At 40.0% G+C, this 14,464-nt stretch carries 13 protein-coding genes; 4 read left to right on the top strand and 9 right to left on the bottom strand.

The genetic code is table 11. The features are described from left to right. Positions 1-136 precede the first annotated feature (136 nt). Entirely contained in the window at positions 137-1,408 is a 1,272-nt protein-coding gene (locus tag F903_RS00760; protein WP_034594727.1) for a YncE family protein, read from the top strand. 84 nt (positions 1,409-1,492) lie between these two features. Here the strand turns inward: F903_RS00760 and F903_RS00755 are convergent, their stop codons facing one another. Beyond that, positions 1,493-2,908 (bottom strand): SLC13 family permease, encoded by a 1,416-nt coding sequence (locus tag F903_RS00755; protein ID WP_004673071.1) that lies wholly within the window; start codon positions 2,906-2,908, stop codon positions 1,493-1,495. A gap of 545 nt (positions 2,909-3,453) precedes the next feature. On the opposite strand from F903_RS00755, the gene F903_RS00750 reads away from it, so the two are divergent. Next, complete coding sequence (locus F903_RS00750) at positions 3,454-4,557, top strand: HPP family protein (RefSeq protein ID WP_034594725.1); 1,104 nt, start codon at positions 3,454-3,456, stop codon at positions 4,555-4,557. Positions 4,558-4,628: 71 nt separating this feature from the next. On the opposite strand, the gene F903_RS00745 is transcribed toward F903_RS00750, so the two are convergent. Further along, on the bottom strand, positions 4,629-4,898 hold the full coding sequence (locus F903_RS00745; RefSeq protein WP_004673066.1) for a PspC domain-containing protein: 270 nt from the start codon (positions 4,896-4,898) through the stop codon (positions 4,629-4,631). 351 nt (positions 4,899-5,249) lie between these two features. Here F903_RS00745 and F903_RS00740 point away from each other — a divergent pair, with 351 nt between their 5' ends. After that, on the top strand, positions 5,250-5,912 hold the full coding sequence (locus tag F903_RS00740; protein ID WP_005193747.1) for a hypothetical protein: 663 nt from the start codon (positions 5,250-5,252) through the stop codon (positions 5,910-5,912). A gap of 49 nt (positions 5,913-5,961) precedes the next feature. Here F903_RS00740 and F903_RS00735 read toward each other — a convergent pair whose 3' ends face one another. Next, positions 5,962-7,785 carry an acyl-CoA dehydrogenase C-terminal domain-containing protein gene (locus F903_RS00735; protein ID WP_005193746.1) on the bottom strand — a complete coding sequence of 608 codons (1,824 nt, stop codon included), beginning with the start codon at positions 7,783-7,785 and terminating at the stop codon, positions 5,962-5,964. Between the two features lie 240 nt (positions 7,786-8,025). Between F903_RS00735 and F903_RS00730 the strand changes: the two genes are divergently transcribed. Continuing rightward, positions 8,026-10,386 carry a hypothetical protein gene (locus F903_RS00730; protein WP_005193744.1) on the top strand — a complete coding sequence of 787 codons (2,361 nt, stop codon included), beginning with the start codon at positions 8,026-8,028 and terminating at the stop codon, positions 10,384-10,386. Between the two features lie 52 nt (positions 10,387-10,438). Here the strand turns inward: F903_RS00730 and aroE are convergent, their stop codons facing one another. The 6 genes from aroE to ribA all read right to left on the bottom strand — a co-directional run bounded on the left by aroE (position 10,439) and on the right by ribA (position 14,261). Beyond that, on the bottom strand, positions 10,439-11,227 hold the full coding sequence (gene aroE / locus F903_RS00725; protein ID WP_005193743.1) for a shikimate dehydrogenase: 789 nt from the start codon (positions 11,225-11,227) through the stop codon (positions 10,439-10,441). Between the two features lie 37 nt (positions 11,228-11,264). Continuing rightward, positions 11,265-11,696, bottom strand: coding sequence for a type II toxin-antitoxin system VapC family toxin (locus F903_RS00720; protein WP_005193741.1), 432 nt, complete (start codon positions 11,694-11,696; stop codon positions 11,265-11,267). Continuing rightward, on the bottom strand, positions 11,690-11,962 hold the full coding sequence (locus F903_RS00715) for a type II toxin-antitoxin system Phd/YefM family antitoxin (RefSeq protein WP_005193738.1): 273 nt from the start codon (positions 11,960-11,962) through the stop codon (positions 11,690-11,692). The genes F903_RS00720 and F903_RS00715 overlap by 7 nt, the downstream gene beginning before the upstream one ends. A 113-nt stretch (positions 11,963-12,075) precedes the next feature. Next, positions 12,076-13,017 (bottom strand): oxygen-dependent coproporphyrinogen oxidase, encoded by a 942-nt coding sequence (hemF, locus tag F903_RS00710; RefSeq protein ID WP_005193737.1) that lies wholly within the window; start codon positions 13,015-13,017, stop codon positions 12,076-12,078. Positions 13,018-13,149: 132 nt separating this feature from the next. After that, the gene (locus F903_RS00705) at positions 13,150-13,617 is read right to left on the bottom strand and encodes a DUF4844 domain-containing protein (RefSeq protein WP_005193736.1); all 468 of its coding nucleotides are present in this window, start codon (positions 13,615-13,617) and stop codon (positions 13,150-13,152) included. Between the two features lie 41 nt (positions 13,618-13,658). Continuing rightward, positions 13,659-14,261, bottom strand: a complete 603-nt coding sequence (gene ribA / locus F903_RS00700; RefSeq protein ID WP_005193735.1) for a GTP cyclohydrolase II — start codon at positions 14,259-14,261, stop codon at positions 13,659-13,661. Positions 14,262-14,464 lie beyond the last annotated feature (203 nt).

Raw genomic sequence — 14,464 nt, 5'->3', positions numbered from 1 at the left:
CATATTCTTAAGTGAAAATTTGTTTCTCTATACGATTTTTACTGTTGGAAAAATGCAGGAAATGATTAATTTTGTATTAATGTTATGTTATAACGTTTCAAAATTAGTATAAATCAGTCCAACAGGGGAAATGAGTGTGAATAAGTTAAAACAAGCTTATCTGCTGAGTGCGTTATTCAGTAGTGTGTTGTTATCCGCATGTGGGGGCAGTGGTGATTCATCAAGTTCATCATCAAACACTCCAAAACCAGAACAACCGACGACGCAAACATATGAAGGTCGTTTGGCGATTGCTAATGCCGATGCAGATCGTCCAATGCTCTCGGTTTATGATCTAAAAGATCAGAAATTAATTGATAGTAAAGCGTTAAACTATACGCCTTCAGCGATGTACAGCAGCCCGCAATCACGTTATGCAGTCATGGTTAGTCGTAATGATGGTGTGGTTCAATTTGCTGATGGCGGTGTCTTTAGTCAAAGCAATCAACTTAAGGTTAATGCTCCAAATATCTTAACGTTCCAGTTAAATGGTACTACACCTGCTCATTATCGTAGTTTCAATGGCACTGCGGCATTGTTTTATGATGGCAGTGTGGCGGATGTTTCTAAGTTCGATGTGTTTAATGATGCAATGATTGCTCAGCAAAGTATCGCGACGCAGAAGTTACCAAAAAATCATCATGGGGTAGCTGAACCACGAGGCGAGTATGTACTTAGTACTTATTTGCCGATCGATGCAACGGCACTTAGTATTATAAAAAGCTATCACATCCATGGTGATCATTACCATGAAGAACAAACCTTGGTAAATCCATGTAATCGCCTACATGGGGCAGCTTCGATAGCAAATTACGCTGCTTTTGGTTGTGAAGATGGGGTGTTGGTGGTTGAACAGAAGAAAGATACTTTTGTTGATAAAAAAGTCTTTATTGATCAGCGTATTTCAACTTTAGCAGGGCATGAAAAAATTAATCAATTTGCTGCATTTGCATCAGGCACTCATGCTTTATTTGTTGTGGATCCACAACAAGGAAATGCGATCAGTTTAGATTGGTCGATCGGTGCGAAAGAGCTTGATGGTACAACTGCGGTTAAACGCTTACAACAAGCATTTGATGCAACAGGACGCTATTTGGCTATTTTGGATAGTATGGGCACTGTGCATGTGATTGATACGCAAACTTGGCAACGATTAGGTCAAATTCAGGCGATTAACAATGTTATTGGTGCTGAGCTTTCTAAAAGTCGTTTAGTGGTCAATGCCGCGTCAGACACGATTTTTATCAATGATACTCAAGCCAAAACGATTGTTGAACTTGATTTGAAGAACTTAAAAATCAAACAAACTATTCAACTGAATGATGTACCGAATACCTTTACATGGTTAGGTGTCGCTAAAGCATCTTAATTTTTCGATAAAAAAAATAGCCCAGTAAATGGGCTATTTTTTTGCGGATAGTTTGAGAATCAATGCAATAACTTTAGGACTTATTTAAAGAAAGAATAAGTAAAAGAAGATTGAAATCACGGCAATACATAATACATTGAGGATGAAACCAACTTTCATCATTTCACGTTGTTGAATATGCCCAGTACCAAATACAATTGCATTTGGTGGTGTTGCCACAGGCAGCATAAAGGCACACGATGCCCCGAGACCAATCACCAATACAAGGATTTCTTTTGGAAGCCCCATTTGCGCGGCAATTGCAGCAAAGACTGGAACTAGAAGCGCGGCAGAAGCGGTATTGCTGGTGAGCTCTGTTAAGAAAATAATAAACGCAGCTACAACAACAATGACCAAGAATGGCGACGCACCACCAAAGGCGTTGGCGAGGGTTTGTCCGAGTACCAATGATGAACCTGAATCTTTTAAAACCGCACTGAGCGTCAAGCCACCACCGAATAACATGAGTACACCCCAATCGGTGTTATCAGAGATATCTTTCCATGTCGCGATCCCTAAGATTACCACCATACATGCTGCGGCAATCGCCACCCACGTATCTGGTTGGCTAATTCCAAACTGCTCACTCACGCTCTTGCCAAAGATCCAACCCAAAGCTGTCACCACAAACAAGATCATAGTGAGCATGCGATCCCGATTCCAAGGAATCGTTTCAGCTTTGAATTCAACACGATGGTTTAATTTAGGGCGTAAAACTAGATATAGGCTGACTAACATTGCAGGGAAAAGAAGCAACATCATCGGTAAGCCGATTTTCATCCAGTCAGCAAAATCATAGCCTAGCGCTTTGGCTGCAATGGCGTTTGGTGGTGAACCGACGAGGGTACCTAAACCACCAATATTGGCTGAATAGGCAATACCAAGCAAAATAAATACGAACGTTTTACGTTCTTTGGCTGCATCAAAATGGGAGAGTAAGCCTAATGCAAGCGGGAGCATCATCGCCGCAGTTGCGGTATTTGAGATCCACATCGATAAAAATGCGGTGACGATACAGATTGCCAGTACTGCGAGCCCCAAATGTCCTCGAGACAAGGCAATGACCCACATGGCAATTTTACGATCTAGCTTTTGCACATGTAAGGCAGTTGCTAAAGCAAAACCCCCAAAAAAGAGGAAAATAATGGGGTCAGCGAAAGTGCTGAGTGCTTTGGCTGTTGTGATCGGACTGACTTCGTCATTACTACCAACGCTTGGCATACCCACCAAAACGGCTAAAATAGGAACCAAGAGCGCGGTAATGGTGATGTGGATCGCTTCAGTCAGCCATAAAATGCCAATAAAGAATAATAAACTTAAGCCTTTATTGGCATTTTGATCATAGGGGAGAATTTCATATAGACCGAATGACAGCAAGGCTGCAATTGCAATGATAATCCAACCGCGCAATACGCCTTTCGGCATCGCATTGGTTGGTGTTTCTAGGTGAGGAACATTCATACAATATCCTTATTTGTGCTGTTATCTATCACTCAATTTCACGTGACAGAGTAACTATATTTTTAGCGAATCAATAGTAAATGCTAACTTCTATCATCCATGTAAATTTTTTTTAAATCCGTGTACTCCTTGCCCATGTATACATCCAAGTAAGGCTAAAAATGTATAAATAATGAGACTAAGTTTTGCTGATCAAGAACAGATCCAATTTTAGAAAGTTTGAAGTACATCCCTGTCCAGTTTTTGAACGTTTGAATTTTATGGTATTTAAGCTGTAAGTGGTATTTAGTTTTTTGATAAAAATCTATGTGATATTTATTTCTTTTATAAATAAGAGGCGTGCGCTGTTTTTCATAATCGGTTTAGTGTTTTAAGTATATTGGTCTTTGGTCTAATTTAATCAAATTTATTATAAGAGGAGTCGGTGGCGTTTAGAGAACAAAATGGCTACATGTTTTAAGATGTAACAAGAATATATCTTATAAATGCTTGGGTGTATACTGCCGCAACCCATCAAACTCGACATGATTCCAGCAAGGTGTATTGTGAGCTTTACTCAATCTGACTGGCTAAGTTTTCTAAAACCCAACTATAAAACCCTTCCGCTGAAAGAGCGTTTGCTTTCAGGCTTTGGCGCATTATGTGGTTTGGCCGTGTCGTCATTACTGAGTTGGTATGTACTGGGTGGGATGAATGCATGGTATATCGCACCGATGGGTGCATCCTCGGTACTGCTTTTTGCTCTACCAAACAGTCCTTTGGCGCAACCGTGGAATGTAATTATCGGCAATACGTTGTCTGGGGTGATTGGTGTTGTTTGTGTGCAATGGTTGCCAGATTTAACCACGGCATTTAGCGTGGCAGTGGGTCTGGCGATTTTTGTGATGATGACGACAGATTCTTTGCATCCGCCAAGTGGGGCGGTGGCGATCACGGCTGTATTGGGAGGCGATGCGATTCATCGTCTTGGCTTCTACTTTGTGCTTTATCCTGTCTTATTAAATTCAATTTTACTGTTGTTGTTTGCAGTGTTTTTTAATCGTTTAATTGGGCGACATTATCCAATAACAGCACATGTCAATGCACGCAGCAAAGACCCTACACCGACGCAGAAAGTGTCAATTCAGCCCAAAGATATTAAATATGCTTTAGAGCACCACACCGAATTACTCGATATTAGTCAATACGACTTAGAAAAAATCATCTTAGATGCGCAACAACGAGCACATGAGCGTTTGCAAAATAGCTTCGTTTGCCAAGATATTATGAGTCGGGATGTGATCACGCTGCATGAGGATGATGATATTCATCAGGCATTAGATAAGTTCAAAGCGGTCAATATAATGAGCTTGCCTGTGGTCAATCATGAGGAAGAGCTTGTCGGCACACTGGCTTTATATGAAGTGGTTGAGTGGTTTAAAAGTGCGACTGATCCAAGGAATTCTTGGCAGCATTATGTTCGTCAAATTATGAGTCGTAGGGTGGTGACCGTTGAACCGCTACAACCGATTCAAGACCTCATACCTTATTTTGTAGAGAAGTCTTTTAATTATATCCCGGTGGTTGAGAATCAACGTTTGATCGGAATGATCAGTCGTGCTGATATGATTGCTGCTTTGCAACAACAGTTAGGTCGAGCATTACCTTAATTTCAATAAAAAAAAGCTACGGTTGTATTTGGGGTGTATCCAACCGTAGCGACCAAAAGTGGCAAAGTTAATTAACGTTTCATACTCTGATCATCATAAATTGTTTTTACAGGCTGCTGATAATGTTGTACATGCTCTATAGATGCTGTTTGTCTCTTGGGAATGACCAACCATAGAATCAAATACACTAAAATACCGGGAAAAGCGGCACTGAGGATTGAGATCACAACAAAGATCAAGCGTAATAAATTTGCGTTCCAACCAAAACGTTCAGCAATACCGCCCATTACACCTGCGATCATGCTTTTTTGGTTTGAGCGATATAAACCAGTATTGGTCATCGAGTTCTTCTCCTTAACGTAATGAAATGACAGCATAAAAGAGATATTCATCTGTTGATTGCTGTTTATTAAGAAATAGGGGCGGTATACATTTTTTAAAGTTTAAATAGATAAGAGATTAGTTACGTTGTGTAAAATCCTGCTGGAAAAACCAACAGTATCGCCTAAAATGCACCGACTTAAAGCAGACTGCTTTGTCACCGTATGATTCAGTTTTATTGTCGTTCTTTCAGTCGGTAGGCGTCCCTTATATGAGCATAGAGAATGAATATATTCTATGTTCTTTAGATCTATTGGGCGCAGTCCTGTTGGATTCGTCGATAATGATGTTGATGTTAGAGATTTGTGGATATGCAGTTCAGGTGGTTGTTACTACAGTATGTGAGTGTTGGATGTGTATTGAGTTTCGGTCTGACTGCGTGTGATCGTGATTATTCAGAATCCGCTAAACAAATTCAGATGCAATCAAGTGATGAGGTAAGTGTTGTACCAGATGAGCCGTCTTCATTTACCGATGATGGTGTGCCATTAACTAAAGTTGCTGGACAAGCAACTTTACCGTACTCAAGTATGGGGAAGCGTAACTTAACAGAGCCTTCTGAAACCAGTATGACCTATGTGGGGCGTTATCATGCTCGTATTCCATGTACCGATGCTTTTGCGGGTTGCGTGAATCACGAGAAAGAAGCGGAATATATTCTGAATCTATTGGAAGATGGTTCAGTGTATTGGATCAATACCAGTTTTGGTCGCTTAGGTGCAGATTCTTCTCAGAACGTTGCCAAGATCGAGCAAACCTGTAAACAAGTACAATGGTATGCGCATGAAGAACTGAATGAAATTATGGTTCGTTGTGATGCTGCCAACATTAGCTTGTATTATGAAATTAACCAAAATCAAGATTTGGTATTAAATTTAGATAAACTTTGGAATGGGAATAATGGCGAAAATCGGAAGTTCTTTAAAGAATATCCATTCCCTAAAAAAGCTTATGTATTTAAAAAAATAGATTAGAGTGAATAAAAAAGAGCGCAATATATGCGCTCTTTTTTAATAGATCCGATTAGTAGTCGAAGCTGAAGTGTTCTGGTGCAAGTGAAGTCAAGGTACGTGAAGTTGATACCATTGATTCTGCATGACCTTGAGCACGTGGCAACAAGCGGTCAAAATAGAAATCAGCAACTTTGATTTTTGCTTTATAGAATTCTGGTGTTTCGATACCGTCACCCGCTTCTAATTTCTCAGAAGCAACCACAGCCTGTTGCGCCCAGAAGTAAGCCATCATTACGTAACCAGAGAACATCAAGAAATCAGCAGAAGCTGAAGAAACGATGTCACGGTCCTTACGTGCAGCAAGCATGATACGAACAGTCAGTGTATTCCACTGTGCGCAAAGTTTGGTTAAGTCCCAAGCAAAACGACGTAAATACTTATTACGCGCATGTGTTGCGCAGAATTTTAAGATTTCAGCAGTATAGTCACGAACAACTTTACCTTTCGAGCTTAAAAGTACTTTACGACCAAGTAAATCAAGTGCTTGAATACCTGTTGTACCTTCGTACAAGGTTGAGATACGTGCATCACGTGCGATCTGCTCCATACCCCATTCACGGATATAGCCATGACCACCAAATACTTGCATACCATTATTTGCTGATTCTAAACCGAGCTCAGTCAAGAAGCCTTTTAAAATCGGGGTATAGAAACCAAGTTTGTCATCATGTGCTTCATAAGCTGCTTGATCGCCATTTGCGATAGCATCTGTCATTTTGTCAGCAAGTTTAGCTGCGTGGTAGATCATTGAACGACCACCTTCCGCAATTGCTTTTTGCGTCAACAGCAAGCGACGTACATCGGCATGGTGAATAATTGCATCAGCTACACGTTCAGGTTCTTTTTTACCAGAAAGCGCGCGCATTGACATACGATCTTTGGCATAAGGTAAAGCACCTTGGAAAGAGAGTTCAGCGTGAGCAACACCTTGAACCGCAGTACCAATACGTGCAGTGTTCATGAAGGTAAACATTGCATGTAAACCTTTATTCACTTCACCGATCAAGTAACCCGTTGCATTATCAAAGTTCAATACTGCTGTCGCAGAGGCTTTAATCCCCATTTTGTGTTCGATTGAACCACAAGAAACAGTATTGCGTTCACCTACGCCACCATCCGCAGTTGGGATGAATTTAGGTACGATGAATAATGAGATACCACGTGTACCCGCAGGTGCATCTGGAAGACGCGCAAGTACGATGTGGATAATGTTTTCTGTTAAATCGTGCTCACCTGCAGAGATGAAGATCTTCGTACCAGAAAGCTGGTAAGTACCATCTGCTTGAGGTTCTGCTTTGGTTTTAACTTGACCTAAATCTGTACCACATTGAGGTTCAGTCAAGCACATCGTACCAGACCAAGTTCCTTCAACCAGTTTAGGCATATAGGTATTTTTTTGCTCATCTGTACCAAATTGCATGATGGTGTTCATACAACCAGTACTCAAACCTGGATACATGGTGAAAGACCAGTTTGCCGTTCCCATCATTTCAGATTTGATTAGATTCAAAGACATTGGTAAGCCTTGACCACCAAACTCTTCAGGATACGAAAGACCTTGCCAACCACCCATGACGAATTGGTCATATGCTTCTTTGAAGCCTTTAGGGGTTGTGACTTCACCATTGTTGAACGTACAGCCTTCTTCATCGCCTGATTGATTGAGTGGAGAAAGTACGTTTTCGCAGTAATCTGCCGCACCTTCAAGAATCATATCAACAGTTTCAGCATCAGCATTTTGACCACTTGCTAAAGTTTGGTAATGTGCTGGATAATCTAACATTTCGTTCATTAAGAAACGAACATCGCGGAGCGGGGCTTTATAAGCTGGCATAATCTTAATCCTGTATTTGAATCATTTTGGATTATCTGTTTCGATACTCTAGATTATTCACAATAGTGACACAAATACATTGATAAGCCCACTAGAAAAAAATGTCAGAAAAGCGAATTTTGAAGAACAGTGATTAAGGTGGAAGTCCCTTTTTTATTTGAGTTTTAGACGTATGTTTATGATGAAAATGGGTCAATTTTTAGTTGAAAGTATAATGATATAAAGGTGGTTGGTAAAACTATGCGTTTAAAATATTTAACTTTATGTTTGTTGGGGCTGAGTCTTTCAGCATGTTCACAACATGTCATTAAAACCAATACTGGTACGGCTGGTTTAGAGCAAAAGGCCATCAATAGTATTAATGCGATGTATGAATACCCAAGTTATGATTATCGCGGAAAATTTAATGTTCATGTTGAGTTAGATCAAAATAAGGCTGCTACTCGTCCACAAGCGCCATTAGATGCAGCATTAAAACAAAAAGTTGAGCAATATTTAAGAGATCAAAAAGTCAATTTAAATAGCAAGCAGAAACAAGCCTTGTATGATGCACTGGCACAAGACAAGAGTTCATATGGTCAAACCAAAGTGGATAAAGTCATTCAGTCCATGGCAATGATTTTGAATGATATGCAATTTGAATATGATGGTTCAGTGCATTATCGTCAAAAAATGGGTTCATTTAATCTAACCGCGCGTTATGAAAAACCTACCTTGTTGGTGCAGGCGAAAGTACCGATGGTACTCGATCTTAACGACCATAAGTTTTACGTCAATTATTTTGGATTTATGCCATATTTGGTTAATAAAGAAAACCAGAGTAATTTGGCATATTTCGATTTTTCGAAGTATCAAGGTTTGATCAAGCAAGTTGATTACAAGAAGTTTGTGGAATACCTCAAAGCATCAAGTGGCGTGTTTTATCGTTTGGCAGATCAGCAAAATATACAAGCTTTGCCAGTGTCATCAGCAGAACGTGCGGCAGGTGTCGTTGAAAAGATTCGCTTAAAAACAACGATTGAAGAAGCATTTTTGCAATCGAGTTTATATAGCAAAGTGAATGAAAAATATTTAATGCAAAGCATTTTAAATATGAATGAACAGAGCTTAGAAAAACTGATCGCAGATGAAGTCGATGCTCAAAGTAAGTCTAAAAAAGCATCTTCAACAAAAAATACTAAAACTGCATCTGATGATGCGAGTGTGGTGAGTCAGCAGCTTTATCAATTGGTGAATCAACATTTTGGTGTTGAGGATGAAGCTGATGCCTATGGCTCTGCTTCTGAGGATGCGTCTGCTGCCGCTTTGGAAGCAATGGCAGCAGCGGAAGCAACACAAGCTGCAGCATGGGAAAGTGATGATGGGGATCAGGCGGCAAAAAGCGGCTATGGTTCTGAGTCTGGGTCTGATGTGGAAGCTGTTTATGAAAGTGGTTTAAGTCGTGAGCAGTGTGATTCTTTATCATCAAATCCAAAAATTACCTATGGCGATGCACAATATTGTCAAAGTATGCATGGTGTTGATGTATTCAACCCAACGCAATCAAGTGCTTCTGGTCTAATTTCTTATATTGCGAAATTAAGCACTTTGGAAGAGTTATTCTCTGTTTATAACCAAGCTCAGTTTATTGATGATCATGCCTTCAAAGCACTCTGGATCAAGCATCAGACTGAGATTAATCAAGCATTGCCTGTAGATAAACGTAATCCATTCCTTATTGATATTAGTTTAGATGAAAAAGGGCGTGCGATTAACTATGACTATGATCTAAATTATACTTCTCCAGAATTGCGATCTCGTGTGAACCTTAAAGCGGATATGCAAGTTTTGAATTATGGAAAAGCAACACCGATTGATCGAGTGCAATTAAAACGTGCCAAAACATGGTCGGAAGTGAGTAAGGGATCGATGTTTGAGCAATCAATTGACCGATTCACTGAAAAAATGGGTCAGGCAGGGATTGTAGAGCGGGCTGCACAGCCATATACATTGTCATTGGATGATCAGCTTAAAGTGATTGCTGCACAACGTTATGATGCAACCCGATCATATGAACAAACCTACAAAGCTGTATTTATAGCCAAATTAACGGAAAGCACACCACAGGTTGTACAGCGTTATTCAACCAAAGAGTTGCAAGAAATAGCCAGTGTGTATGCCTATTGGTATTCAAGTGAAGAGGTATACAACCCTCAAGGTGCGGCACTTACAACGATAGAAGCGTTACAAAAGAAACATCATCTAGAAGACGATGAGCAGTTCAATTATCCGTTGGGCGAATCGGTAGATCGTATTGTCAGTGATGCGATGCGTGGAGATAAAGATCGCCAAGCATGGAAGAAACTACAAGCACAATATAAGCAACCACAACAGCTATTTGCTAAACAGTACCAAGTTCAATTTGAACGTGAGAATGGTGCTTCAAGTGAGGAAAAAATCTTACTTGAGCAGACTGCAAATATTTTAGGGCAAGTGTATGTGGCAGCACGCCAAAACAAGTTGACCTTGAAGACGATTCAAAACTTAAAGGTTGATCATGATGAATTTATTGATTATGAGATCTTTAAAGATGTTTATCAGAAAATGTTAACGGTTAAATAATTCAAAGCAAAAAAGAACCTGCATCATGCAGGTTCTTTTTTTGGAGATGGATTTATAAGAAATCTTTTAATTCAGGTTTAACTGCGTTCCAAATATAAAAGGCTTCGATTGCTTGTCCAACCAGCATACCAAACCCATCAGTGGATGGGACTTGACGTGCTTGGGCTTGATCGAGAAAGCTAGAGGGCTTGCCATAAGCCATTTCATAAGCATGATGGAACACAAGGCTTTCGGGTAGTTGTAAGGTATTACCTGTTAAACTTGCCGAAGTTGCATTAATCACAAAATCAAACTCACCTGAAAGCTGTTCTAGGCTAATCGCGGTAAGTTCAGCCTGTACTACAGCATCTTTTAAATCATTGACCAGTTGTTCAGCGCGGGCTAGGGTGCGATTCGCAATCACAATTTTTTTTGTGCCTGCCTGTACCAATGGGTAGATCACACCGCGCGTTGCACCACCAGCACCCAAGATTAAGATACGGCTATTTTTAAGATTCCAACCAAGTGCTTGGATCGCAGCAACGAGCCCTTGACCATCGGTATTGTCGCCGTAGAGTTTGCCATCCTGCATCCATAGTGTATTTACTGCTTTTGCAATCTTGGCACGTTCTGTGAGTTGGTCGCACAATGCAAAAGCTTGTTCTTTAAAAGGAACGGTGACATTCATGCCGATGCCACCTTGAGTAAAGAATGTCTTAGTCGTCGTTTCAAAACCATCTAAAGGCGCAAGAATTTTTTTATAGTTTAAATCAATACCAGTTTTTGCTGCAAAAGCATGATGTAGTTCAGGTGAGCGAGATTGTTCAATTGGATTTCCAATTACAGCAAATTGTTTGGTCATGAGTGATTCGCCAATATCAAAAGGATGATCTAAAGGGTTAAGGGGTTTCTGCAAACCAGTTGATGAGCCTTAAGCCATCTATGGCTTGAAAATCCTTCGTATTTCGGCTGACTAAAATCAAGCCTTGGGCCATTGCAATAGCAGCAATTTGTCCATCGACAAAGGGGATATTTGCACCCACTTTTTGGGTTTGAATTCTAATCTCAGCATGGATTTTTGCTGCTTGTGCATCGTAATCCAAAATTGGAATTAAACTCACGACATCATGTAAGAAGGCAGCAATCAGTTGCTTACGTTGCCCATCTGCCATTTTTAACCAACCAAAACGTAATTCATGCCAAACAATGCTTGGAATCGCAATTTCATGCTGAGAAGCATAAAACTGTCGTAAAACCTCTGAATTGGGTTGTGGTTTTGCTAGCTCAGAGATCGTATTGGTGTCCAGTAAATAACTGATTTGATTTACCATGAAAATTCACGCCCAAAACTATTTTCACGTTCGGGTTGAAACGCTGTTATTTCATTATTTAATCCTTGACGATACTGTTGATGCCAAGCTTCCCAAGCCTGCATCAAGTCTTGAGGTGTACCATGTAATTTTTGATAATCCGAATAAGATAAGAGGACAGCAGAAGTATGACCATGTTGGGCAATAAACGCTTTTTCGCCTTGTTGGCTTTGTTGAATTAACTTGGCAAGGTTAGCCCGGGCTTGAGTAAACGAGATATGTGACATTTTATTACCCTCTTTTTTATTGTACATTATTATTGTACATTTTTATGTGTGAGCATGTCTACATCATAAGATGAAAATCCCTAGCTCAACAAGCTAGGGATAAATGAACTTTATTACTTGTTTAAACCTAACCAATCTCTCGGTTTTAAATAATAATCAGTGAGGCGTTTTTCAATCGAATCCGCATCCCACTCAGGGCGATAAGACCAACCTGCAAGATTCGGTAAACTGACTAAGATGGATTCAATCCTTCCACCTGTTTGTAGGCCGAATAAAGTGCCGCGGTCATAAACTAAATTATATTCAACATAACGACCACGGCGATACAGTTGGAATTCACGTTGCGCTTCGGTATAAGGCTGCTCACGATGCTTTTCAAAAATCGGTAAGATCGCTTCTAAATAACCATTACCTACGGCTTGCATATATTTAAAACAAGTTTCGAAATCCCATTGGTTGAGATCATCAAAGAATAAGCCACCGACACCACGTTGCTCGTCACGGTGTTTTAAATAGAAATAATCATCACACCATTTTTTATGTTCTGCATACACATCATCCCCAAATGGCTGACATAGCTCATACGCCGTTTGATGCCAGTTTTGAATGTCTTGATCATCCGGATAGAACGGTGTGAGGTCAAAGCCACCACCAAACCACCATACAGGATCTTGCCCTTCTGGCTCAGCCACAAATAAGCGTACGTTGGCGTGTGAGGTTGGGATATTTGGATTTTTCGGGTGAATGACCAGTGATACACCTAAAGCCTGAGCCTTTGCACCAGCGATTTGTGGGTGGCGTTCAGTTGCTGAGGCGGGGAGTTTACTGATATTGATGTGGGAGAACATCACACCACCTTTTTCAATCACTTCACCATTTTGCAAAACCCGTGAGCGACCACCGCCACCTTCGGTTCGTTGCCAATCATCAATGATAAACTCAGCGGTTCCGCCGCCTGCACGTTCCTGTTGCTCTAGTCCTGCACAAATTCGTGCTTGTAGATCGAGTAAAAACTCGCGTACACGTTGAATATCAGCTGAAGTTGGATGCTGCATGATGATCCTCTTGAGGTGATCTAGGAATTAGTAACATCAAAACATAAATCCATAATAAAAGTAAGGGATTTTTTGCTTAATATTAGAAATAGAGTTTTAGGAAGAATAATATGAAGAAGAGGGGTACGATCACTATTGGTTAAGGTGATTTCGTTCTATGAGCTGATTGATTTCTTCACCGTATAACCATGTATTTAAAATACCTTCCGAGCTTTCTAAGCCTGTAATATCTAAAAAATGCTCGAATGTGGTTGCGACTTGTTCTCGGTCTTCAGTATCTAAAGTGTTTGGGTCAATTTGGTGAATACCGTCTGAGAGTATTTTAAGTAATTGTGTCTTTGTCGGTTGCGTAGAGTCTGTATAAAGCTCTATATATGCTTGAGTCGTATTTTCGACTTTTTGGTTTAATTGATCTTTGAGTTGTTTATCCTGAACACCCGTGTATAAAATTCCGTCCTCTGAAAAGTGATCTTGATTTTTAAATTGTTCTAATAACTCAATGACTTCAACGTTTGACGAATTCATTTTATTCTCATTTGCTTGACTACATCCATTGAGTAATAGAAGCCCAGTGACTAAAAGAATTTTTAAAAGTTTCATTATTTTTAATCTCTAATTAGAAAATGGACTTAATTTTAGATTTAAAAATCATCCTTTTGGTAAAGATGATCCATACGTTCACGTTTGGTTTTTAAATATTGTTCGTTGAATGGATTGTGTCCAACCGTCAGCGGAACACGCTCAATCACTTTAATACCAAGATCAGTCAATGCTTTCAGTTTTAAAGGGTTATTGGTGATCAATTTCACTTCTTTGACTTGAAGATGATCCAGCATGATGCTGCACATATCATAACGGCGTGCATCGGCAGGCAGGTTTAATAATAAGTTTGCATCAACGGTATCGTGACCTTGATCTTGTAAGGCATAGGCACGGATTTTATTGGTTAAACCAATCCCGCGACCTTCTTGACGTAGATATAAAATCACGCCTTGACCTGTCTCATTAATCAACTGTTGTGTGGCTTGTAATTGTGGGCCACAATCACATTTGAGCGACGCGAAAGCATCACCTGTTAAGCATTCTGAATGGATACGGACTAACACCGGTTGTGTTGGAGTCGTATCTAAACCTTTCGAAAGCGCCACATGTTCTTCGCCCGTTTCAGGGTCTTGAAACACAGAAATATTGAAGTCACCAAAAGCAGTTGGTAGCTTTGATGTTGCAATAAATTCAATTGGCACAGAGAGCTCACTCGTATCATAAAAACAATCAAAGTATAGCTTAATGTGTGAAGATTGCGTGAATCGGAATTTCTGATTTTTCACATAAGTTTTTCTTTTTCATAGAAAGCACACAATAATGGTTGATAAACAGTGACATAATTCAGGATAATCTGTGAGTCAGTCTTTTAGATTGGCATAAGAGTGTTCAGCACTGCATCATT

This window comes from Acinetobacter sp. NIPH 298 (assembly GCF_000369505.1).
Lineage (GTDB): Bacteria > Pseudomonadota > Gammaproteobacteria > Pseudomonadales > Moraxellaceae > Acinetobacter.
This window is presented reverse-complemented; position numbering and strand designations above follow the sequence as displayed.

What these genes read in the sequence shown, in the direction of transcription:
- F903_RS00755 (WP_004673071.1), bottom strand. Translation starts at nt 2,908, where the DNA reads ATGAATGTTCCTCACCTAGAAACACCAACCAATGCGATGCCGAAAGGC.
- F903_RS00745 (WP_004673066.1), bottom strand. Translation starts at nt 4,898, where the DNA reads ATGACCAATACTGGTTTATATCGCTCAAACCAAAAAAGCATGATCGCA.
- F903_RS00740 (WP_005193747.1), top strand. Translation starts at nt 5,250, where the DNA reads ATGCAGTTCAGGTGGTTGTTACTACAGTATGTGAGTGTTGGATGTGTA.
- F903_RS00735 (WP_005193746.1), bottom strand. Translation starts at nt 7,785, where the DNA reads ATGCCAGCTTATAAAGCCCCGCTCCGCGATGTTCGTTTCTTAATGAAC.
- F903_RS00730 (WP_005193744.1), top strand. Translation starts at nt 8,026, where the DNA reads ATGCGTTTAAAATATTTAACTTTATGTTTGTTGGGGCTGAGTCTTTCA.
- aroE (WP_005193743.1), bottom strand. Translation starts at nt 11,227, where the DNA reads ATGACCAAACAATTTGCTGTAATTGGAAATCCAATTGAACAATCTCGC.
- F903_RS00720 (WP_005193741.1), bottom strand. Translation starts at nt 11,696, where the DNA reads ATGGTAAATCAAATCAGTTATTTACTGGACACCAATACGATCTCTGAG.
- F903_RS00715 (WP_005193738.1), bottom strand. Translation starts at nt 11,962, where the DNA reads ATGTCACATATCTCGTTTACTCAAGCCCGGGCTAACCTTGCCAAGTTA.
- hemF (WP_005193737.1), bottom strand. Translation starts at nt 13,017, where the DNA reads ATGCAGCATCCAACTTCAGCTGATATTCAACGTGTACGCGAGTTTTTA.
- F903_RS00705 (WP_005193736.1), bottom strand. Translation starts at nt 13,617, where the DNA reads ATGAAACTTTTAAAAATTCTTTTAGTCACTGGGCTTCTATTACTCAAT.